Origin of the sequence: Paenibacillus sp. FSL R10-2734 (genome assembly GCF_037963865.1) — a bacterium.
Classification (GTDB): Bacteria; Bacillota; Bacilli; order Paenibacillales; family Paenibacillaceae; genus Paenibacillus_AQ.
In genome coordinates this window covers 5,326,723-5,348,655 of the sequence record NZ_CP150170.1, presented here as the reverse complement: position 1 = coordinate 5,348,655, position 21,933 = coordinate 5,326,723, and the positions used below count along the sequence as shown (strand labels likewise).

At 43.5% G+C, this 21,933-nt stretch carries 22 protein-coding genes and 1 other RNA gene; 10 read left to right on the top strand and 13 right to left on the bottom strand.

Annotated features, from left to right (window positions below; genetic code table 11):
* Positions 1 to 2 precede the first annotated feature (2 nt).
* The 3 genes from NSS67_RS23440 to NSS67_RS23430 are packed head-to-tail and all read left to right on the top strand — an operon-like array spanning position 3 to position 3,121.
* Positions 3 to 605, top strand: a complete 603-nt coding sequence (locus tag NSS67_RS23440; RefSeq protein ID WP_339316033.1) for a helix-turn-helix domain-containing protein — start codon at positions 3 to 5, stop codon at positions 603 to 605.
* A gap of 54 nt (positions 606 to 659) precedes the next feature.
* Positions 660 to 2,597 carry an ABC-F family ATP-binding cassette domain-containing protein gene (locus NSS67_RS23435; protein WP_339316032.1) on the top strand — a complete coding sequence of 646 codons (1,938 nt, stop codon included), beginning with the start codon at positions 660 to 662 and terminating at the stop codon, positions 2,595 to 2,597.
* A gap of 38 nt (positions 2,598 to 2,635) precedes the next feature.
* On the top strand, positions 2,636 to 3,121 hold the full coding sequence (locus tag NSS67_RS23430; RefSeq protein ID WP_339316031.1) for a tetratricopeptide repeat protein: 486 nt from the start codon (positions 2,636 to 2,638) through the stop codon (positions 3,119 to 3,121).
* Between the two features lie 381 nt (positions 3,122 to 3,502).
* Here the strand turns inward: NSS67_RS23430 and NSS67_RS23425 are convergent, their stop codons facing one another.
* From NSS67_RS23425 to NSS67_RS23400, 6 genes are all read right to left on the bottom strand, one after another.
* Positions 3,503 to 4,333: a hypothetical protein gene (locus NSS67_RS23425; RefSeq protein WP_339316029.1), complete on the bottom strand. Its 831-nt coding sequence runs from the start codon at positions 4,331 to 4,333 to the stop codon at positions 3,503 to 3,505.
* Entirely contained in the window at positions 4,317 to 5,357 is a 1,041-nt protein-coding gene (locus tag NSS67_RS23420; RefSeq protein WP_339320678.1) for a M42 family metallopeptidase, read from the bottom strand. The genes NSS67_RS23425 and NSS67_RS23420 overlap by 17 nt, the downstream gene beginning before the upstream one ends.
* Entirely contained in the window at positions 5,357 to 5,671 is a 315-nt protein-coding gene (locus tag NSS67_RS23415; RefSeq protein WP_339316028.1) for a lipopolysaccharide assembly protein LapA domain-containing protein, read from the bottom strand. Before NSS67_RS23415 ends, NSS67_RS23420 begins: the two co-directional genes overlap by 1 nt.
* Positions 5,672 to 5,756: 85 nt before the next feature.
* Positions 5,757 to 7,547 (bottom strand): oligoendopeptidase F, encoded by a 1,791-nt coding sequence (pepF, locus tag NSS67_RS23410; protein ID WP_339316027.1) that lies wholly within the window; start codon positions 7,545 to 7,547, stop codon positions 5,757 to 5,759.
* A gap of 212 nt (positions 7,548 to 7,759) precedes the next feature.
* Positions 7,760 to 7,930: a hypothetical protein gene (locus NSS67_RS23405; RefSeq protein WP_234535515.1), complete on the bottom strand. Its 171-nt coding sequence runs from the start codon at positions 7,928 to 7,930 to the stop codon at positions 7,760 to 7,762.
* Positions 7,931 to 7,936: 6 nt separating this feature from the next.
* Positions 7,937 to 8,170 (bottom strand): hypothetical protein, encoded by a 234-nt coding sequence (locus NSS67_RS23400; RefSeq protein WP_036689271.1) that lies wholly within the window; start codon positions 8,168 to 8,170, stop codon positions 7,937 to 7,939.
* A 173-nt stretch (positions 8,171 to 8,343) separates the two neighbouring features.
* On the opposite strand from NSS67_RS23400, the gene NSS67_RS23395 reads away from it, so the two are divergent.
* Entirely contained in the window at positions 8,344 to 8,541 is a 198-nt protein-coding gene (locus NSS67_RS23395; protein WP_283911224.1) for a cold shock domain-containing protein, read from the top strand.
* A gap of 659 nt (positions 8,542 to 9,200) precedes the next feature.
* On the opposite strand, the gene NSS67_RS23390 is transcribed toward NSS67_RS23395, so the two are convergent.
* Complete coding sequence (locus tag NSS67_RS23390; protein WP_339316026.1) at positions 9,201 to 10,448, bottom strand: MFS transporter; 1,248 nt, start codon at positions 10,446 to 10,448, stop codon at positions 9,201 to 9,203.
* Between the two features lie 233 nt (positions 10,449 to 10,681).
* On the opposite strand from NSS67_RS23390, the gene NSS67_RS23385 reads away from it, so the two are divergent.
* Both NSS67_RS23385 and pfkA read left to right on the top strand, forming a co-directional pair.
* Positions 10,682 to 11,764: a tetraprenyl-beta-curcumene synthase family protein gene (locus NSS67_RS23385; protein WP_339316025.1), complete on the top strand. Its 1,083-nt coding sequence runs from the start codon at positions 10,682 to 10,684 to the stop codon at positions 11,762 to 11,764.
* 66 nt (positions 11,765 to 11,830) lie between these two features.
* On the top strand, positions 11,831 to 12,802 hold the full coding sequence (gene pfkA / locus NSS67_RS23380) for a 6-phosphofructokinase (RefSeq protein ID WP_339316024.1): 972 nt from the start codon (positions 11,831 to 11,833) through the stop codon (positions 12,800 to 12,802).
* 67 nt (positions 12,803 to 12,869) lie between these two features.
* Here pfkA and NSS67_RS23375 read toward each other — a convergent pair whose 3' ends face one another.
* The 4 genes from NSS67_RS23375 to NSS67_RS23360 form a co-directional block, all read right to left on the bottom strand.
* Positions 12,870 to 14,243, bottom strand: a complete 1,374-nt coding sequence (locus tag NSS67_RS23375; RefSeq protein ID WP_339316023.1) for an MATE family efflux transporter — start codon at positions 14,241 to 14,243, stop codon at positions 12,870 to 12,872.
* A 147-nt stretch (positions 14,244 to 14,390) separates the two neighbouring features.
* Positions 14,391 to 15,593 carry a putative glycoside hydrolase gene (locus NSS67_RS23370; protein ID WP_339316022.1) on the bottom strand — a complete coding sequence of 401 codons (1,203 nt, stop codon included), beginning with the start codon at positions 15,591 to 15,593 and terminating at the stop codon, positions 14,391 to 14,393.
* Between the two features lie 198 nt (positions 15,594 to 15,791).
* Positions 15,792 to 15,980, bottom strand: coding sequence for a hypothetical protein (locus NSS67_RS23365; protein WP_036689649.1), 189 nt, complete (start codon positions 15,978 to 15,980; stop codon positions 15,792 to 15,794).
* A gap of 190 nt (positions 15,981 to 16,170) precedes the next feature.
* Positions 16,171 to 16,992 (bottom strand): YitT family protein, encoded by an 822-nt coding sequence (locus tag NSS67_RS23360; protein ID WP_339316021.1) that lies wholly within the window; start codon positions 16,990 to 16,992, stop codon positions 16,171 to 16,173.
* A 332-nt stretch (positions 16,993 to 17,324) separates the two neighbouring features.
* Here NSS67_RS23360 and NSS67_RS23355 point away from each other — a divergent pair, with 332 nt between their 5' ends.
* The gene (locus NSS67_RS23355) at positions 17,325 to 18,974 is read left to right on the top strand and encodes a DEAD/DEAH box helicase (protein WP_339316020.1); all 1,650 of its coding nucleotides are present in this window, start codon (positions 17,325 to 17,327) and stop codon (positions 18,972 to 18,974) included.
* 120 nt (positions 18,975 to 19,094) lie between these two features.
* On the opposite strand, the gene NSS67_RS23350 is transcribed toward NSS67_RS23355, so the two are convergent.
* Positions 19,095 to 19,190, bottom strand: coding sequence for a YjcZ family sporulation protein (locus tag NSS67_RS23350; RefSeq protein WP_339316019.1), 96 nt, complete (start codon positions 19,188 to 19,190; stop codon positions 19,095 to 19,097).
* A 186-nt stretch (positions 19,191 to 19,376) separates the two neighbouring features.
* Here NSS67_RS23350 and NSS67_RS23345 point away from each other — a divergent pair, with 186 nt between their 5' ends.
* From NSS67_RS23345 to NSS67_RS23335, 3 genes are all read left to right on the top strand, one after another.
* Positions 19,377 to 20,207 carry a DUF624 domain-containing protein gene (locus NSS67_RS23345; RefSeq protein ID WP_339316018.1) on the top strand — a complete coding sequence of 277 codons (831 nt, stop codon included), beginning with the start codon at positions 19,377 to 19,379 and terminating at the stop codon, positions 20,205 to 20,207.
* Between the two features lie 103 nt (positions 20,208 to 20,310).
* Positions 20,311 to 20,502: non-coding RNA, 6S RNA (gene ssrS / locus NSS67_RS23340), on the top strand.
* A gap of 157 nt (positions 20,503 to 20,659) precedes the next feature.
* On the top strand, positions 20,660 to 21,049 hold the full coding sequence (locus NSS67_RS23335) for a DUF1499 domain-containing protein (RefSeq protein ID WP_339316017.1): 390 nt from the start codon (positions 20,660 to 20,662) through the stop codon (positions 21,047 to 21,049).
* A gap of 300 nt (positions 21,050 to 21,349) precedes the next feature.
* On the opposite strand, the gene tpx is transcribed toward NSS67_RS23335, so the two are convergent.
* A complete protein-coding gene (gene tpx, locus NSS67_RS23330) occupies positions 21,350 to 21,868 on the bottom strand; it encodes a thiol peroxidase (protein ID WP_339316016.1) in 519 nt (172 codons plus the stop codon).
* Positions 21,869 to 21,933 lie beyond the last annotated feature (65 nt).

Here is a 21,933-nt window from a genome sequence, read left to right as displayed (position 1 = left end):
CGATGAGCAGCACGTCCAATCACAAACATACTGCCATCCTGGATGCCGCATATGAGCTCTTCGGTTCAGGCGGATTTTATGAAACGAAGATGTCGGAAATTGCGGAACAGGCTGGGATTGCTAAGGGTACCGTTTATTTATACTTCAAGAGTAAGGAAGAATTGTTCATGGCGGTAACACGCCGAGATTGTGAAGGATTCCTCCAGCAATTGCAGGAAAGACTGAAAGCAAGTGATACCTTGGCGGGTAAACTGTCGATCATCGCGAAGCATCATCTCAACTATTACTATGAGCGAAAGCAGCACACGAAGCTCTTTTTTCGCGCACCTAATAATAACCCAGAGCTAGTGGCGTATATGACGCTTTTTATGGAAGAATATATGCAGGCAGTGGTGAAGGTATTGCTGGAGGGCGGAGCATCCGAGCCTGAACTTATGGCGCAGTCCTACATAGGAATGTTGGATCGACTCAAGATGGATATTTTGTTCGATCCGTCTTTTAAGGAAGTGGATGCGTATAAACGCGCTGATTTCGCTGCGGGTCTTTTTATTAAAGGGGCCATGGATTACTTGAATTTAGGTCAGGATGATAGACCGGTGGAATAGCAGTTTTGAGCTGCGACCGGTTTTATGAAAATATAAAGCAAGCGAGGAAATAGTATGAATATTATGACCGTGGAACATCTTTCCAAGAGTTATGGAGAGAAAGTACTCTTTAGTGATGCTTCATTTGGTATGGACGATCGGGATAAAATTGGCTTGATCGGTGTGAATGGAACGGGTAAATCAACATTTTTACGTATTATTGCCGGTCTGGATACTCCGGATGGTGGGCAAATTGCGATCGGAAATAATGTTCGAGTGCAATACTTGGCACAGAACCCACCTTATGAGCCGACAAATACGGTATTACAACAAGTATTCGCCGGTGATGATCCAGATCTTGCTACCATGCGCGAGTATATCGATACGATGTCCCTGCTTGAGAAAGCGCCAGGCAATGCAGAACTGGAAGGCAAACTGGTACGAATTGGACAGGCTATCGATGCTGCGGGTACTTGGCATTTGGAGAGTGAAGCTAAGAGCGTACTTACTAAGCTAGGTATAGTGAAGTTCGACGCGCTGATGGATACGCTGTCTGGTGGTCAACGGAAACGTGTAGCATTAGCAGCTGCCTTGATTACGCCATCTGAGCTTCTTATTCTGGATGAGCCTACGAACCATATTGATACAGACTCTGTAGCTTGGTTAGAGCAATATTTACAGAAACGGCGCGGAGCCCTATTAATGGTTACGCATGATCGCTACTTCCTGGAGCGTGTCGCAAGTGTCATGCTGGAGCTGGACGGTGGACAGTTATACCGTTATGAAGCCAATTATTCTCGTTTTCTAGAGCTAAAAGCCGACCGTGAAGAGCGTGAAGCCTCAGCGGAGCAGAAGCGTAAGAACCTGCTTCGTACGGAGCTTGCTTGGATTCGTCGCGGAGCCAAAGCTCGTTCAACGAAACAGAAAGCGAGAATCGACCGCTTTGAGAAGCTGAAAGAGAGTACAGGAAGCAGTTCTAACGGCTCGCTAGATATTTCTGTGGCTTCGACACGATTGGGTCGTAAAATCATTGAAATCAATGAACTGTCGAAATCGCTGGATGGTCGTCAGTTGATTAAAGACCTAACCTATATTGCTGTACCACAAGATCGCGTGGGTATCGTAGGTCCGAATGGTAGTGGTAAATCAACACTGCTGAATCTGATTGCAGGTAAGCTGCAGCCGGATGAGGGAGAGGTTCAGCTTGGTGCCACGGTTAAGTTGGGTTACTTTACGCAAGAGCATCAGGATATGGATGACAGCATGCGAGCTATTGAATATGTGAAGGAAGAAGCGGAAGTCATTCGGACAGCTGATGGTAGCGTGATTACGGCAGGCCAAATGCTCGAACGCTTCTTGTTCCCACCAGCTATGCAGTGGACACCGATCTCGAAACTATCCGGTGGCGAAAAAAGACGCCTGTATCTGCTTCGTGTATTGATGGGTGCACCTAACGTGCTGCTGTTGGATGAGCCTACGAACGACTTGGATATCGGTACGTTGGCTGTTTTAGAAGACTATCTGGATGAATTCCCTGGCGTCGTCTTTACAGTATCTCATGATCGTTATTTCCTAGATCGTACTATAGATAAGCTGATCGCTTTTGAAAATGGTGATATCCGGATTCATGTTGGCGATTATACGGAATATGAGGAATGGCTGGCCAAAAATGTTTCTTCACGAAATGCAGAATCGAGCAAAGAGGACGGAAATGCAAAGCGTAAAGAGAGTGCAGAAACTGGTAGTAACACAGCGACATCATCAGCTCCCAAGACCAAACTCAAATTCAGCTTCAAAGAACAGCGTGAATATGAGGGAATTGACGAGCAAATCGAGCTTGCAGAGCAGCGTCTGACTGATATTAGTGCAGAGATGGAAGCAGCGTTTGCTGACTCTGGGAGATTGCAGGAGCTAATGGAAGATCAGCGGCTAGCCGAAGCCGAGCTGGAGCGTCTGATGGACCGCTGGACCTATCTAAATGAGCTTGCAGAGAAAATCGCTGGTAAGGCTTAGTCCGGATTGTCCTTAAATAACAATAGGGAGGGCTCAGTTTGGAAAATCAACTCATGGCAGCTGTAGCCCTGCGAAACGATGGTAAAGCTGAAGATGCCAGAGTGATGCTGTTAGAGTTATATAAGCAGAATGGTAATGACGCAGAACTTCTGTATCAATTGGCATGGACGCATGATGTGCTTGGTCTGGAACGCGAGGCAGTACCCTTTTATGAGAGAAGCTTAACACTTGGGTTACCTTCGGAGCAGAGAGTCGGCGCTCTATTGGGACTGGGCAGCACCTACCGAACTCTCGGAGAATATGAGAACTCTAAAGCAATTCTGGAGCGGGCTGTTCGTGAGTACCCAGAAAATAAGGAATTTCCAGTGTTTCTGGCGATGACTATGCACAATCTTGGAGATCATAGTCTGGCTATGGGGATGCTGCTTAAATTACTGGCAGAAACCTCGGCGGATGAAGGGATAAGAAGCTACAGTAAGGCCATTTCGTATTATTCAGATAAGCTAGAACAAGTCTGGGATTGATGCTAACTTTTAGATAACATTATACTTACACTTGCGAAGCACTACTCGGACACAGATGACCTTAAATGCAGAATTATCCCCAGTTTGGTTAGCTATCGGACTTTATAGTCGCTATTTGCATAAAAAGTACCCCCAAAGGATCTTTTTATCCTGAATAACGTCACTGGGGTCCGAAACAGTGCTCTAAATGCTAATAATATGGAAATAGCATCAACGGGGTCCGTAAGTATCAGCCGTAGATGAAGGTGATGCTAACCAGAAGTTGCGACATTTTCTCTGGAAACCAGCTTACGGCTAATAAACAAAAAAAAGAGTAGGAGTTCTCCAGTTATTGGAGAGTTCCTACTCTTTTTTTGTTTGCAGGGGCTGCCTCAGCATTGCTTATTTCGTTCCGTCCACCGCAATCATTTGCACTACAGCACGAGAGTCGCCGGGTAAGATGATTTCATCAGCATTCATCTGAGAAGAGCCATCTCCATCTAGGAAGATACCTTCGAGCCCTTCAGCAGGCACGGTCTGTAGGATGGCTGAGCGGAACTCTGCCGCTGTCGAGAGCGTTGGTGTAACAATCAGCCACAGCTTGCCATTATCGTCATACAGCATGCCTGAGCGCATTCGTTTCTCATCCGCATAAGGAAGATGTTCTTCGGCAATCGCAGCTTCCCAGAGATCCTCATGCTGCAGATTCATACTAATACCACCTTGAGCAAAGTAATGCTGACGATCAGTAACTTCTAAATCTGCCCCAGAAGAGGCGACCTGAACAGAGAAACTGCGACTGGCACCATCCCAGACCAGAGTTCCTCGTGCATATTTAGCGTTAAACCAGCCGGAGCCGTACGCCTTTTTTGCACCGTTAGTGGGGATATCATTCATGATAGCAATAGATAGAAGTGCATCACCGTAAAAGAAGCCTCCATTGATCCCATAAGCAATAACTTGCTGAAGGGGGACACCAGCGGCTCTGAGTTTAATATCTTCTGGCGAAAGTGACATCATATAGAGCTGCGCATTTTCTGTACTCACTGTCTCTAAATAGGTATAAGTGTGGGGAAGATCGTCAAAGGGATCTTCCTTGTGACTTCTGGATAAGAGGAACATCGATAGCACTGATGCTGCTATCAAGAGCAGCATCAGAGAGACTATCAGCCATTGTCTACGTCTCCAGAGCTGCTTTAGCTTGCCGGTACTAGCCTCAGTTAGTACCCACATAAGCAGCGAGAAGCTTAGCAGTGTTAACTACAGCTTGCTTATGTGTACGTTCCATGGAGTGGGAGGCATGTACACCTGGGCCAATCAATGCTGCGCGAATATTGTTTCCGCCTCTGAGCGCTGCGGAGGCATCGGAGCCGTACATAGGATAAATATCAACGGCGTAAGGAATCGCCAGTGCCTCTGCCAGTTCAATCAAACGGCCTGTCATAACATAATCGTAAGGGCCAGAAGAGTCTTTTGCACAGATGGATACGTCGGTTTCTTTACAGCTGAGGTCATCACCCATGGCGCCCATATCGACGGCAATCATTTCATTGATCTCACCAGGAATCCAAGCTGTGCCGTGTCCCACTTCTTCGTAATTGGAGATGAGGAAGGAAAGGTTGTGGAGTGGCTTCCAGCCTTCACGCTTCATGCTTTCCAGCAGTCCAAGAAGGGTAGCGACGCTAGCCTTGTCGTCCAGATGACGGGATTTAATATATCCGCTAGGTGTAATCACGGCACGGGCATCGAAGGAAATGAAATCACCAACGGAGATGCCAAGCTTGAGTACATCTTCTTTGGTAGATACTAGCTCATCAATACGTACCTCCATGTTTTCCTCTGAACGTTTGAAATCACGAGCATCTGGATATACGTGAACGGATGGATGGCTGGTTAAGATGGTTCCAGTATAGGTTTTACCACTGCGGGTATGGATCACGCAGTATTCATTCTCGATGCTGTGCATAGCGAAACCTCCAACAGAGGTCAGTCGCAGCGTACCATTGGATTTAATAGAGCGAACCATGCCTCCAAGTGTATCCACATGAGCACTGATGCCGATCGTACGGGAAGGATCTAGGCCTGGGACGGTAAGAATTACGCCGCCTTTTTCATTCCAGCTTAGCGGTACATTCAATGCTGCCGCTTCCTCGGCTACAAGGTTCATCACTTGTGCTGTGAAGCCGCTTGGGCTCGGTGTATCCAGCAATTTTTTAAGGATCGAAAGTATGTAATCTTCGTTTGGTTGAATGGTAATCATGGTTGAAGTCCTCCTGATAAACTATCATTGTCTAGATTCAAAGAATCCGTTGAAGAGTTGGCATCACGAAGCTTAGTAAGCTCCGCTGTTAGGCTTTTGATTTGCTTTTGGAGCTTGTATTGACGGAAAATGCCGTAAGAGCCAACGATGACACCGCCAATTAACGCGCAGCCAAGGATAACGAGAATGAGCGGTATATTAACTACATCAAAACCGAAGTTGACTTGAACGGGATCTACGTTGATGACAGCAAATATGGCTGTTAGCAGCGCGAAGATTAGACCTGCAATTAAAGACCATTGAATTCTCATTGAATTCTTCCTCCTCAGGGGATAACAGTATAAAATCCCTTGCCCAGATAGGGCAAGGGATTAATGCAATACTAAGCTCTCTGCCTTATTTGGTCAACTGTTCCATCTGAGCGATAACATCTTCGAATACACTCATCGCTTCGCGAATCGGCTCAGGAGAAGACATGTCAACGCCGGCTTTAGACAGAATATTAATGGAGTAGTCACTACCACCGCTCTTCAGGAAGCCGAGGTAACGATCTACCGCTGGTTTGCCTTCTTCAAGGATTTGTTTGGCAAAGCTAGTCGCTGCTGAGAAGCCGGTAGCGTATTTGTAGACATAGAAACTGTTATAGAAATGCGGGATCCGTGCCCATTCCATCTCAATATCCTGATCTACAACCATATCTTTTCCGTAGTATTTAACATTCAGATCGTAATAGATACTCGAAAGATCTTGCGGAGTAAGCGATTCGCCCTCTTCAACACGCTGATGAATGATTTTCTCGAATTCAGCGAACATCGTTTGTCGGAAAATCGTAGTACGGAACTGATCAGCATAGTAGGTGAGCAGATACATTTTTTCCTTGGGATCCGTAGACTTTTTGAGTAAATAATCCATTAGCAGCGCCTCGTTGGTGGTAGAAGCAACCTCTGCTAAGAAAATAGTATATTGCGCATCCCGATAATTCAGAGCGTTATCTGAAAAATAGGAGTGTAATGCATGGCCCATCTCATGTGCCAGCGTAAACATACTGTTAAGATTATCATTATGATTCAACAGTACAAAAGGATGTGTGCCATATGGCCCCCAGCTATAAGCCCCGGAGCGTTTATTCTCATTCTCGTAGACATCGATCCATCCGTTGTCGTACCCTTTTTGAAGCACATTCAGGTAATCTTCACCTAGCGGTTTGAGGCCCTCTTTGGTGATTTTCTTGGCTTCTTCATAGGTGATATCTAATTTATATTCATCTACAAGCGGCGCAAACAGATCATACATATGTAGCTCATCAACACCAAGCAGCTTTTGACGCAGTTTCATGTAACGATGCATCAATGGAAGGCTCTCGTGTATCGTATCAATCAAGTTGGTGTAAACCTCTTTTGGAATGTTATCACCGTACAGCGACATTTCCATTACAGATGGATATTTACGGACCCGTGAGTAAAATACATTTTTATTCACATTGGCACTAAGCGTTGCTGCGATAGTATTTTTCTGCTTGCGGTAGGTATCGTAGACTGCTTTAAAAGCATTTCGGCGAACCTCACGGTCATTACTTTCGAGAAACTTGATATAGTTGCCATGAGTTAGCTCAACCTCTTTGCCGTCCTCATCTTTGATCTTAGGGAATTTTAGATCCGCATTGTTCAGCATGCTAAAAATGTTCTGAGGTGCTTGAGCTATATTTCCTACTTGGGCAAGCAATGCTTCCTCAGCCTTGGACAATACATGAGCTTTCTCACGTTTCATCTCAGTTAAAGTGAAGGTATAATCAGACAGATCGGGATTAGCGATGAACTGGTCCAACTTCTCTATAGGCAACGCCAGAATTTCTGGGGTTACAAAAGACAATGCTTCACCTGCTTCTGTGCCAAGCTTTTTTGCTTTGGAGGACAAGGCTTGGAAGTCGGGGTTAGCTGTGTCTTCATCCTGACGCATGTGTGCATACACATAGAGTCGTTCAGTTAGGATGGACAGTTTGTCATCCAGCTCAAAACATTTTTTCAGAGCATCTGCGGAATCTAGCGTACCTTGAAAATCCGCAGCTTGTTTGATTAGGGTTTTAGCTTCTGCATATTCTGCATCCCAATCCTTCTGTGAAGCAAACACATCTTCAAGCTTCCAACGATTCTCAGCAGGTACTTCGCTTCTCTTCAATAATTGTTCCATAGAAACCCTCCTAGAATGATGAGATGTAGTAGGCATAATCTCCCTCGGCAATACTGTGGATGATAAATCACCCGGTAGCAAGCTGAGCACAAGTAGAAGAGGGATGGACTTAGGTGAAATAGACATAACGTCCTCCTCTTGAAAAAGTAGAGTCGGCTTATTATGCCCTGCTAAGTCCTGATTATTAATATTTAATTATGCTTGTATAGTAGTTATGCCAATAAGCTATAAATAACAAAAATGAAGGCGAACAGAATCATAATGACTGCAGTTAAGGCCATGCCCCGCTTAAACTGCGGCGGGACACGATCCTTAGTCATAATTAGAACTGCGCCTAGACATAAGACTAGGACAACATAAATCGCGAGATTTTCTGTATTCATATTCTGTTAGACCTGTTTGAAAGCTGCGATAATATTTTTGTACTCTTCTTCATTATCTTTATAAGATTCTTTGTTGAATCGGTTGTTCACCCACTGCATCATAGCTGGACGGCTAAGGAAGGTATGTGTTTCTTCTCCCCATTGATCGGAGATTTCGCGGAGTACAATATAGCGGCCTTGAACTTCTACCGTCATCATATTCCATTTGTCTGTTTTGTATATTTCATGTTTTTTGATCATTATCATTACCACCCTGGCGATTTTTGGCTTTTGGCTCAATGATAACGCACTGGAGAAGGGAAAAGCAAATTAAATCACATATTAAGGGCTCGAAAATATTGATTTGAACAGAAGATTGCAGTATAATATAGGCATACGCCATATATGGCGGTTATTTTTAGGAGGTTGTTTAATTGAAAGGTACAGTAAAATGGTTTAACGCAGAAAAAGGTTATGGTTTTCTACAAGTAGAAGGCGGCGAAGATGTATTCGTACACTTCTCAGCAATTCAAGGTGATGGATTCAAAACTTTGGACGAAGGTCAAGAAGTTGAATTCGATATCACTGATGGTAATCGTGGACCGCAAGCTGAAAACGTAGTAAAATTATAAGAAACGGCATGACAGTTAAGCTGTCTGCTATAAATATATAATTTACTTGGCAAGCCCTTGCAAGAGTGGTTACCAACTATAGAACACAGTTCTTTCGAGAACTGTGTTTTTTTATTGTTTAGGAAATTATACAATACAAAAAAATGTGGATAACTCCGAAAAAAGAGGAATCATCCGTCAGATTCTAAAAAGCGAGCGGACATTATATCCTCCGAAATGCATGTTTTAGTCGAGCTTACGGACAAATGTATGTGAAAAACCGAATATAATGTGCCGCCGGTAACGTAAACGAGCCGAATGTATGCGAAAAATCGAACACAATATGCCGCCGGTGACGTAAGCGAGCCGAATGTATGCGAAAAACCGAACACAAGTGCCGCCGGTAACGTAAACGAGCCGAATGTATGCGAAAAACCGAATACAATGTGCTGCTGGTAACGTAAACGAGTCAAATGTATGCGAAAAACCGAATACAATGTTCCGCCGGTAACGTAAACGAGCCGAATATATGCGAAAAACCGAACACAATGTGCCGCCGGTAACGTAAACGAGTCAGCACCGTCAGGCGTTTTTTTGCTTTTAATAGACTTCAACTTAAATAAAAAGGTCTTTGCATTCCCTAGTGAAAGGGACAGCAAAGACCTTTTCTATATGTTCTTTTATAGTGAAGTTTTTTTGTCTCTTTTCTTGAAATAACGAATCGAATCTCGATTGATATCCAATAAATGTTGTCCTAAAAAACCTACCAAGGCAAGAAGGCTGAAGCCAACTGCTACTATATAAAAAGTGAAGCGTCCAGCTTCTTGATAGATCATTCCACCAAATGTACCACTTAGAAGTCCAGCTGCGCTTGACCAAACAACTGTGTAGATGGCAAGACCTGTAGCTCTGAGACGATCAGGAATAATCCGAGTGATATAACGGACAGATGTTACGAAAAAGATGCCGAATGTCAGGCTATGCAAGGCTTGAATCGCGATTATCGAGCCTGGATGATCGGCGAGTGCCATTAGTAGAAAACGAATGGCATACATGAGACTAGCTAAAACTAATAAGGGCAGTTCTTTAAATTTGTCGCCGTATTTGCCGAGTATAAATAATACAGGGATTTCACTTAGTGCTGAGGCTAGTAATGCCCAGCCGATCACTTCCTCACCAGCGCCCAGGTTCTTTAAACTGATGGTGAGAAAAGCTTCGTTCATTCTATGACCCAGTGCGAGTACAAAGACACAGCCGAAGAACCACAATACCTCTTTTTGCAAAAGAATATCTTTTAGCCCGTGCTCTTTTTTGCCAGGTTCGTCGGTAAGAGCTTTCTGATCCGAATGCTCTGAAACGGACTTTTTGACATCCTTTAGGCCAAGTGTAATTAGAAGCGCTATTATAATGATAATTATACACAGCGTAAGACTCCAGGTAGCTCCTAAGGCTCTTAGTGCATAACCGACTGTTAAAGCAAAGAAAGAATAGCCTAACGAGCCAAATACACGAATTGTAATGAAGTTTCGCCCGTGTCGTTCGGCAATTTTGATGGCCATTGTATCAGCAAGCGGAAAAACAGGGTAATAGAAGAAGTAGAAGAAGGACAAAATAAGCATAACGGAAGAAAATTCGGTCGCTCTGGCTAATAAAAGTCCGGTTACTAATTGCCCTGCGAGCAAAATAAACATGATTTTTCGGATGGTACCTAGCTTATCGCTCATCATACTCCAGAAGAGATTAGATAGGATGGAGATAAGAGGACCGAGGGAATACAAGTAGCCCACCTGAGAACTGCTAAATCCTAAATGTGTGTAGAATAAAGGAAAGTATGATACTACAAGAACGCTAGTGCCATAAATCGTAAAAAGAAAGGAACGAAGCCAATTTTGATCACTGTAAGGGCTGCCGGTCCGTTTTGAAAACATGAAATTGCACTCCTCTGAAATTCAAATATGCCTAGTATAGCATAAAGTAATGAGGAGAAGTTTATATTTCATCGAGAGTAAAGGGCTCTCAAAAGGATTTATTCTTGAATTGCGTTATTTCTGAATCTTTCATGATTTTACGAAAGTGATTTTGTTGTTTGTACAAATACGTCTGATCATATTATAATAAGTGGTGATTTGGATAAGGAGACAACAATGTGGAGGCACTATCATTGAGTGAATTAGAGCAAGGCCGTTACCTTAGCCCGCGTGGTCCTATTGGGCTCATGAACAGGGTCTATAAGTACGTGCTGCCTGAAGTGAGAGAATGTCTAAACTTCTGGCGCCAAGATGCGAATGGGATTCCCGATCCCGAGCTCCGGAAGCAAGCACTTGCCAGCATTGAGACGAAGGAGTTTCATTGCATAGGTGGAGGTATTTATGCCGCCGGCAATTTATCGATGAGACATATACTTATTCCGCTTATTGTTGCTTATCAAACTATCAGTGATTATCTAGATAACTTATGTGATCGCAGTACTTCGCTTGATCCTGCAGATTTCAGGCTACTGCATCAATCTATGCTGGATGCCATTGATCCAAACGCTGATCCTGTTAATTATTATGCGCTTCGTGATGAACAGAATGACGGTGGATATTTGTACAGGCTGGTTCGGAAATGCCAAGAGATGATCTCATTGTTGCCAGGTTATGCCGCTGCTGCAGCGGAGATCCGTGATTTGGCAGTGCTGTATACAGATTTGCAGGTATATAAGCATATCCGCCCGGAACTCAGGGAAATCGCCCTGAAGGAATGGTGGGAGCAGCAGGGCAGCCGTGCTCCGCATCTGCATTGGAACGAGTTTGCGGCTGCGACGGGTTCTACGTTAGGCGTATTTATGCTGTTTCTATCCGCTTGTGATCCGAAGCTAAGTAAATCTTCTTCGGAATCGATCCGTGCTGCATACTTTCCACATGTGTGTGGGTTGCATATTATGCTGGATTATTTAATTGATCAGGAAGAGGACCGAGCAGGCGGAGATCTTAATTTCTGCAATTATTATGACAACACGGATACGATGCTTAGTCGCATCGCTTCCATGGTTGAGTGGGCCCGGAAGGATGTACGTGAACTTCCAGAGTCATCCATGCATCGTATGGTGATTGAGGGATTGCTGGCACTTTATTTATCCGATCCGAAAGTTAGCGAACAGCGGGAAGTTCGCACTGTGTCTAAGAGCCTAATGAGAGGAAGTCCGCTTACCAGGCTGTTCTTCTTCGCTAATAGCCGCTGGATACGCAATCGTTTTCTGTAACATTATTGCGAAGCTTCACCTATAAGTGGGATGGGGCATTGCACAACATTAAGGAGGAACAACAGAATGTCAAAAATCAAAAAAATTGCAGTACTGACTAGTGGTGGAGATTCACAAGGTATGAACGCTGCAGTTCGTGCGGTTGTAAGAAGCGCAATTTATTACGGTATTGAAGTCTATGGTGTGCAGCGTGGTTATCAAGGACTTCTGAATCGCGATATTTTCCCAATGGATATCCGCAGTGTAGGTGACATTATTCAACGCGGAGGTACCATTCTGCAATCCGCAAGATGTCTGGAGTTCACGAAGCCAGAAGGTCAGCAAAAAGGAGCAGAAATCCTTAATGAAATGGGCATCGATGGCCTAGTAGTTATCGGTGGAGATGGTTCTTATAAAGGTGCGAATAAACTAAGTAAACTTGGAATCAAGACAATGGCTTTGCCGGGTACGATTGATAACGATATTTCTTATACAGACTACACTATTGGATTTGATACAGCAGTTGGTGTCGTTGTTGACGCCATTAACAAATTGCGTGACACAATGTCCTCTCACGAGCGCTCTTCAATTGTAGAGGTTATGGGTCGTCACTGTGGAGACATCGCGCTTCACGCAGGACTGGCATCCGGTGCAGAAACGATTCTTGTACCAGAAATGCCGTATGATTTGAATGAAGTTGCTGATCGGATGCGTGACAATTTTATCAAAGGTAAACGTCACAGTATTGTAATTGTTGCAGAAGGTGTTGGTAAAGGCGAAGATGTAGCTCAAGCGCTTAAGGACCGTCATGCTTCTCTGGATGCACGTGTTACTGTTCTTGGACATATTCAACGTGGAGGAACACCAACACCTGGCGACCGTAATCTAGCTAGCCGTCTTGGTGATTTCGCTGTTCGTAAGCTAATTGAAGGTGAATCCGGAAAAGGTTGCGGTATTATCAAGGGTGAGCTAGTACTTACCGATATTGATCTTGTTGTGAATACGAAGAAGGACTTTGATGTAGAGATGTACGAGCTTGCATCCCGTCTATCTCAATAATTAACTACACATACAAAAGGAACAGCTGCGAGATTCGTGCTGTTCCTTTTTTGTGTACTATTGATTTTTATTGATGTGGTTGAGCGTCAGCATGTTGTGTGGCATACCGTCGTTGAACTTTGACAAGCCGAGACAAGAGTAGAATGGCGCCGATGGCAAGACCAGTGATAAGTCCGATCCAATAGCCGTATGCTCCTAACTCAGTGTAAGTTGCAAGCACATAACCAGTGGGGAGCCCTATAATCCAATAAGCTATAAAACAAATTATGAAGGCTGGGTTAACATCTTTATATCCACGTAGCGCTCCTTGCGTAGGTGTGGCAATCGCATCGGAGATCTGGAAGAAGATCGCATAGATCAAGAAGTGCTGAATTAATGAAATGACATCAGGCTCATCAGAGTATAAACCAGCAACATGGTGACCAGCGAATAAAAGCAGGAGTGCTGTTGCCAGGGATAGTATAGCCGCAAGTCCAATTCCCATTATGGCATATTGACGGGCATCCTTTTGTCTGCCAGATCCGGTCTCGAAGCCGACTAGAATGGTAAGACTCATACAGATACTAAGCGGAATCATATATAACGTAGTTGCAAAATTAATGGCAGCTTGATGAGCTGCAATCGTTACGGTATCGAATCGACTCATCAACAAGGTTACGGCGGAGAAGACCGCAGTTTCAAAAAAAATCGAAAAGCCGATAGGTACGCCGATCTTCAATAGGTCTTTGAAGCTTTTTAGCGATATAAAATAAAACTTTCGGAAGATTCTAAGGTTAGCAAATGTTTTAGCTCGATAAATGAACAGCAGGGCAACAGAGAATATTACCCAGTAGGTGATGGCGGATGCCACACCAGCTCCTACACCACCGAGACGAGGGAATCCGAATTTCCCAAAGATCAGCAAGTAGTTCAAGCCCACATTGACGGGCAGGGCTATTAGTGTAATCAACATAGATACGCGCGTTTGCCCAAGAGCGTCTATACAGCTACGGAGAACCGTATAACCAAACAGCGGGATAATTCCGAAGGAGATCGCACTAAGGAAGCGGAATGCAACATCTCTTACAGTCGGCTCCAGATTCATAAAATTAAGGATAGGTGATAAGGCGAGGCTGCCGATTATTAGCACAATTACAGAGACGATTAGTGACAGCCAGATTCCCTGCGTAACTTGATAGGCTACATCCTTATCTTTTTTGCTTCCTATAAGCTGGGAGACGATGGGGGTGATCCCCATAAGAATTCCACTTAAACCCGTTTGGATAGGAATCCAGAGACTGGTTCCTATCGCCACACCTGCCAAATCGGCTGTACCAAATTTACCCGACATGTTTGTATCAAAGAAGGCTATCGCTGATAATGCAATCTGTGTAATTAGAATTGGAAATAAAATATGAAAAAATTGTCCTGCCTTTTGTTTTAAAGAGGTGGTATGTATCATAGTTCTTTGCCTCATTCTTTGTTGGTTTTCAATGATTACAGTAAAAGTTCCTTTTCTCTCCATTAAAAGACCCGGCAGATGCCGGGCCTTTATCTTGTATCTTGTATCATACCTGATTTCAATTATAAATAATAAGGGCAGTATACATTATTTCTCATAGTCGACGCCGGAGGTATAGCGGTTATTGGCGTTCCAGAGCAGAAACTCATCCACATTTTCATCTTTTAAAGCGCGGATCTGATCTTCCACTTGTTGTTTGCCGTATTTAATATAATGACCGCTCCCGAGCCAGCTTGCTGTAAAGTCTTGAATCCAAGGACGAATAATAGGTTTGTAGCTGCCGAGTGGATCAAGCTTCTTATGCGTATCAACCATGGAGCCTTTGATGGTAGCATATGGATCTAAGTCTGGCTCTTTTACACCAAACCATCCTGTTGAATAATGACTTGGATATACCATCGGGCTGATGACATCCACATTCTTGGATATTTTAACAAAGTCCTGTCCAATGCCCTCAGCAGGTGCAGATGCTGCATATCCAAAAATATCTACGGACACGCGAACACCTAGCGGAGCAAGCTCTGCTTTGGCATATTTCACAAAATTAGAAATGATGTCTACGCGAGAATCGCTGGATTTAGTGTATTTAAGTGTATCCGCACGTTTCTCGAATCCTTCAGGAAAGCGGACATAGTCGAATTGAATTTCTTTAAAGCCGAGTTTGACAGCTTCCTTGGCAATATCGACATTGTATTTCCAGACATCTTCATTGTAAGGATTAACAAAGCTATCCCCGCCTTTATTTTTCCATACTGAGCCGTCTGCATTAACAAAGGATAATTGCGGGTTCTTTTTAGCGAGTATAGAGTCCTTAAAGACAACAATTCGTGCAATAGGATAAACATCATGTTTCTTCAATCTTTCCATCAGCTTGTTGATATCACCAATGAAGTTCTGGGGATTACCCAGCTTCAGAAGCTCTGGATTATCGGTCTTATACGTGATATAACCAGCATCATCTTTAATGTCAATGACCATAGAATTTAGTTCAGTTTGGTCGAGCAAAGATAGCAGCTTTTCCATTCGTTCTCCACCTGCACTGTATGCGGTAACATAGATGCCTTTTACTTTCGGTGCATCCGGCTGAGGATCTGCGTGCAGCATACTTTGCGAGTCATTTGCCTCAGTTGTAGCATTTGGAGTTGCAACATTTGAATTATTGTTTTGTTGTGCGATGACAGGAGGGTTCATGGCGGACTTCAATGCGATAGCCACTTCAGCGTCATGTTGGTTCTGTTGCACGCCTACACTTCCCAAGGCCATCATCAGTAGTGCCCAGGTGATGTTCATTCGTATTCTCTCCCTTTATGTACTTTTCCAAAATGATATTGGAACGGTTGGCTCAGATTGGGTCTGAAAAACCATCCTTGTTGTTTTTAACCGGGACGCAAAGATTCTAAACGTTTTGTTAAAAAGTAAATGCCGCCTCAAATCGGCAACTTGGCCGAACTTAAGGCGGCAACTATCAAGACTTCTCTTGCGGCTTACTCATTGAAGATACGCAGAATTCTGATGTTCACAGATACTGTAGTGGATGATATCCATGGCATCTGCAGGTTCCAGAATACTAAGCCCGTCACGCAGAACGATTACGGAATTTAATTCGTCCTGCTTGAGAAACGGCATCATATCAGGATACCACCTCATGACGATTGCTGACAGCTTTACCGTTTCCATTTCCACAAAAATCACCCTTTCCTTTTTCGATAGGTCTGAATGGAATTCAGTAATCATCGGAAAACGAAGTGCTTGGAAAAAAGAGGGGTAAATCTCAATCTTTATGAAATTGTTAGGGTTCTGCGTGATTATAATATATCACAATTCTGTGTTTGGTGCATTTTCCAATTTAATACTATTTATTGCCATTTTATCTTTTTCGGAAGGAGCCCATAACGCCAACAGTCTCAACAATATTTACAAAAGCTTGAGGATCTGTCGTGCGGATAATACGTTGCAGCTCAGCAAGTTCATAGCGGGTTGTTACTGTCATTAGCATGTCCTTTTCAACAAGAGAATAAGCGCCTTCTGTTTTAATCTTTGTGACTCCACGCTGGAGTCCAATTAGATGCTGAAGGAGCTCATCAGTACGATTCGTTACTATATATACGGTTACCTTTAAATGGCTGATATGAATCATGTCCAGTACCTTACCAGTTACGTAAATAGATACCATCGATGCAAGAGCCAAGTTCCAGTTGTTATCAAAATAGGCTGCAGCAAGGATAACGAGTCCATTTAAGCTTACCACTACATTTCCAACTGGAAAATCGCGGAACTTAGTGATAATTGAACCCAGGATATCAAAGCCTCCGGATGAACCACCTGCACGGAAGGAAAAACCACAGCCGATACCGACCAACACCCCGCCGAATACGGAAGAAAGCAGCATATCAGTGGCTACCAAATACTCTGGAATGATCGTCAAGAACCAGGTGGTTGCCACAACCGATAACATGCTAAGCATAATAAATCTTCGACCCAGCTGGAACCAACCAGCTAAGAGCAAAGGAATATTAAAGAGTAAGTATAAAAGGCTTATGTTTATAGGGGTAAAGTAACCCACTAACATGGAAAGCCCAGATACTCCTCCGCTGAGTAGGCGATGAGGGATTAAAAAAAGATTAAATCCACTGGCAATCAGCGCTGCTCCAAAAATAACTGCAATACAATTCCAAATCTGTCTTAACAAGCAAATCCACCTCTATAAATAAATTTAAAAATAAACCATGAATGCAATGAAAAGAAAGGAACCCACTGGTATTCCTACTTAGAGTTGTGATATAATGTATAGGATATTCTTGAGTAGGACGTTACAATGGTATTTTTGCATTGCATCGGATGTAAAGCTACAGTTGCTCAGGTACAATGAAGTACCTGATGAAAGGGAGGCTTTTCGTCCCAAAAGCGCTATATCATGCAGAAAAAAGAGCATGATTGGACAGCATATAAATGTGTTTACCGCTACTTAAGAATACAGACAAGCATGTGGAATGTCCACTGTATAGAAGGAGCATGAATAATTTGAAAACATTCGCAGAATTTGGCTTGGAGCCAAAAGTGCTACAAGCAATCACAGAGTTAGGATTTGAGGAGGCAACACCGATACAGGAGCAGTCCATTCCATTGGCATTGACTGGGTCGGATCTGATCGGTCAAGCACAGACTGGTACAGGTAAAACTGCAGCTTTTGGTATCCCCCTCATTTCGAAGATTAATCGCGAAGACGAAAAAATTCTGGCGCTTATTATGGCACCAACACGTGAGTTGGCCATCCAAGTATCAGAAGAAATCGGTAAGCTAAGCCGTTTTAAAGGTCTTCGTTCGTTGGCAATTTATGGCGGACAAGATATTGGTCGTCAAATCCGTGGTCTAAAGAAGAAACCACAAATTATTATTGGTACACCAGGACGTTTGCTTGACCATATCAACCGTAAAACGATTCGTTTGGATGATGTTCAAACCGTTGTATTGGATGAAGCAGATGAAATGCTGGATATGGGCTTTATGGAAGATATTCAGACCATCCTCAAGCTCGTTCCTGAAGAGCGTCAAACTATGTTGTTCTCGGCTACAATGCCTCCAAACATTCAACGTCTTGCACAGCAATTCCTGAACAACCCGCAACACGTCTCCGTTATTCCGAAACAAATCAGTGCTCCGCTGATTGATCAAGCTTATGTTGAAGTACCTGAACGTCAAAAGTTCGAAGCACTTAGTCGTTTGATTGATATGGAATCTCCTGAGCTTGCAATCGTGTTCGGACGTACGAAACGCCGGGTTGATGAGCTTGCAGAAGCTTTGCAAAAACGTGGATACTCCGCTGATGGATTGCATGGTGACCTGTCACAGAACCAACGTGATGCTGTAATGCGTAAATTCCGCGATGGTAGCATTGATGTGCTGGTAGCTACTGACGTAGCAGCTCGTGGTCTGGACGTATCCGGCGTTACTCACGTAATTAACTTTGACTTACCGCAAGATCCAGAAAGCTATGTACACCGTATCGGTCGTACAGGACGCGCTGGTAAAGAAGGTACAGCTTGGTCTTTCGTTACTCCACGCGAAATGGATCACCTGCATTTGATCGAACGCGTTACTCGTCACCGTATTACTCGTAAACCATTGCCAACAATGGCTGAGGCTATCGAAGGTAAACAACGCGTAACAGCTGAGCGTTTGCTTGAAATGGTTGAAAGTGGCGAATTGAATGAGTACAAAGGTATCTCCATTCAGTTGCTTGAACAATATGATTCCGTTCAATTGCTGTCGGCTGCAATGAAGCTTCTGACTGGTGATAAGAAGGATTCTGCAATTGAATTGACTCCTGAAGATCCGATCCGTGCTAAACGTCGTGGTGGTAAAAACGACATTCGCAGTGGCCGCAAACCTAGTGGTGGTTATGGCGGAAACCGTGGTACTTCCGGTGGCAGCACTGGTGGATACCGTGGAAACCGCGACAACAACGGTGGTGGTAGTCGTGGTGGCTACAGCAGCGGTGGCAGTAACTATGGTAGCGGCAGTGGCGGTTATGGCGGCGGCTATAAAGGCAACCGTGATGGAGCGAGTCGTGACGGCGGTGCAAACCGTAGTAGTGCGGACCGCAAACCATCTACACGTCCAAGCAGCACTAGCGCACGTCCAGCAGCAAAACGTGAAGATTTCGATAATTAATACTTGATCAGACCCCTAGGGTGATGATTTACCAAGATACCAAGAAGACGAGATGCCGAATAGCGGTTCTCGTCTTCTTTTTGCTGATCTATAGGGATGTTTATTAAATTAGTGGCTTATTTATAGGAAAGTACGAGTGATGATAACGAGCAGGATAAACAATACGAGGATCGTGCCGGTGGAAGTCCAGCCGCCGTAGCCAACAGGTGAGGACATAAAATAACCTCCTTTAGAATGTGGTTAATTTGGTAATTATTATGATTATAATTCCAATATATGGACTTTAAATGTCGAATGTATAGACGATGACCTAGAATTCAGAAAGTTGGGCTATGGAAAAGAGGAGGGCAAATGAGGTATAGTTAAGATAAGTAGTATGCAAGAGACAGAGGAGGAAGGGAATTGGAGTTTAAAGGAGCAATGGGCGGTTTATACCGCATCACAGAATGGATTACACGTATCGCAGCTAGTAATATCTTATGGGCACTATGTTCCGCCCCGTTTTTGTTTTTTGGTGTGATGAAAATGATTATGCTAGGGACAAGCGCGGGTGGAGTTAATGAGCAGCTCACTCTAAACTGGGCAATGGGAATTCTAGCACCATTTACAGTATTTCCTGCTTCAGCAGCTTTGTTTACCGTAGTACGTAAATGGGTTATGGGGAACACGGATGTAGGAACTTTTCGTACATTTTTTCAGGGGTATAAAGAGAATTATTTAAAAAGTATGCTCGGAGGAGTTATCTATACATTGATGTTCGTTATTATGTACGTCGATGTAACGGTTTACATGACACAGATGCCTAACTTCAGAATTGTTGGTATATTGATGTTAGTGCTCATGATTATTTTGTCAGTGTCCATGTTTAACTTCTTTTCCATTGTTGTTCATTATCAAATGAGCTTTAAACAAGTAATGACTAACTCATTTTTGCTGACAATTGCACGTCCTATTCGTGTGTTCTCAACATTGATAGCAGCAGCAGTTCTTGTTTATATCGGTCTGAGATATCCAGCGCTATATTTCATCTGTATTCCAACGCTGATTGCGATGGCTGCTTTCTTTAACTTCTATGCTACCTATAATAAACTGCAACTGCAGGTGGAACAGAAGAAGCTGAAAGAGGAAGAAGAGAGAGAGGCTGCTTTGAACAATCAAGATGATGATGATGATGACGAAGATGATGACGATTATGAGGTCGATGTTGAGAATAAAGATTTAAAACGTAGTTAACAAAGAGCGTATTGAGCACTCGGAAATCGTCAGTAATTTAATTCCAGTGTAAAATAAAGCGCATACAGGTTTACTTTTTCGTTAAAACGCACTATAATAATAACAAATCCTGCGATGTTCGTTACGGTTACTCGTTGTTTTGAACCAATGATAATGTCTTGGGAGATCTACACGAAGCGCAGCTGAACAGCCCTGTCTATATGACCTGGGGAATTCAAAAACGTTTTCTGCGGTCACCCACCTGCTATAGCAGGTTCAGAAGACACTGTAGCCGGACGGCATAAGCGGGTTTTCTATTATTTAGGCCAAGCGCCCTGTTTCCCGTGAAAGTTGGGAGCGGGCGCTTTTTGTATGTCTGGAACAAGGAGAAAGTGAGTAATACCCTTTTGTTCCAGAGACAAGAGTGTTACACTTAGAATAATGAACTTGGGATTTGTAGAGGGGGAAGAACTTTGTCGTTAAAAAGAACCTTGGTCGGTTTATTCCGCAGTCATGATGGTACAAGCGACCGCGCAAAAGATCCGACATTAAAAACGCGTTATTACAACCTTACGAAGGACAAAGCTTGGGAGGAAGTTTCAGCTACACTTAAGAAAGTTCCTGGATTCAAGGTGCTTCATGAAGTGGAGTCAGTAGGTGAGATTACTCTGGAGAAAAGAACGGCATTCGGCCGTACACTGGACATTACTGTCTCGGTGCTCAATACCACACCTGTACGTTGTGGCGTAGATATGTACTCTGCATCTAGAGGTTCGCTAGGTGATCTAGGTGCAAATTACCGTGTTATTCAGCGGTTGTATGCATCTTTGGACAAAAAATTAGGAAAATACAAAGCGGACTAATTTTTAGAGATCCGTAAAGAATCTACTTACTTAGGGATAGTATGAATGCGTTTACGCAAACGATGACCACTCTGGCTGTTGTCGATAAATCTTTCTATTACAAAAAAAAGGCGGGAGAAGGATGGACCTTCTTCCGCTTTTTTCAAAATATAAGAAAGTATAAGTTTTACACCTATACCTTATGTCTTATATTTCTCGCATAAACGATTGTCGCCCCGTATAAGGACGACAAAGGCATTTATGCTTGCAGTGAATATTAAGTATTATCGTAAATGGCTATTGACTTACTACCCTAGAGAATTAGAGGAGCTCCTTCACAGCAGCTATAGCATCTTCATAATTAGGGTGTTCAGTCATTTCACTCAAATATTCAACATAGGTGAGTGTGTTGTTCTTGTCTAGTACAAAAATTGAACGCATATCTAACCGGAATTCGTTGATTAGAACACCATAAGCTTGTCCGAATGAGGCTGCTTTGTGATCGGAAAGTGTGATCACTCGATCGATACCTGCAGCGCCACACCAGCGAGCTTGAGCGAATGGCAGGTCCATACTAACGGTAAGGATAACTACATCGTCACCTAGTTCTGCAGCTTCGCTATTGAACCGGCGTGTCTGTGCATCACATACACCAGTATCGAGAGAAGGGACAACGCTGATCAGCTTGATTTTACCGGCATAATCACTAAGAGACACTTCTTCCAGTAGATTCTTACTAAGAACAAAATCGGGAGCGGGATCACCAGCATTGAGCTTGGGTCCTACGAGAGTAATGGGGTTGTTTTTGAAAGTAGCTACGCCTGTTCTTTCTTGCGTCATATCCTTGTTTTCCTCCTCGAATTGTAATATTGGCTCTTACTGCCATAATAAATTATAATCTTAAT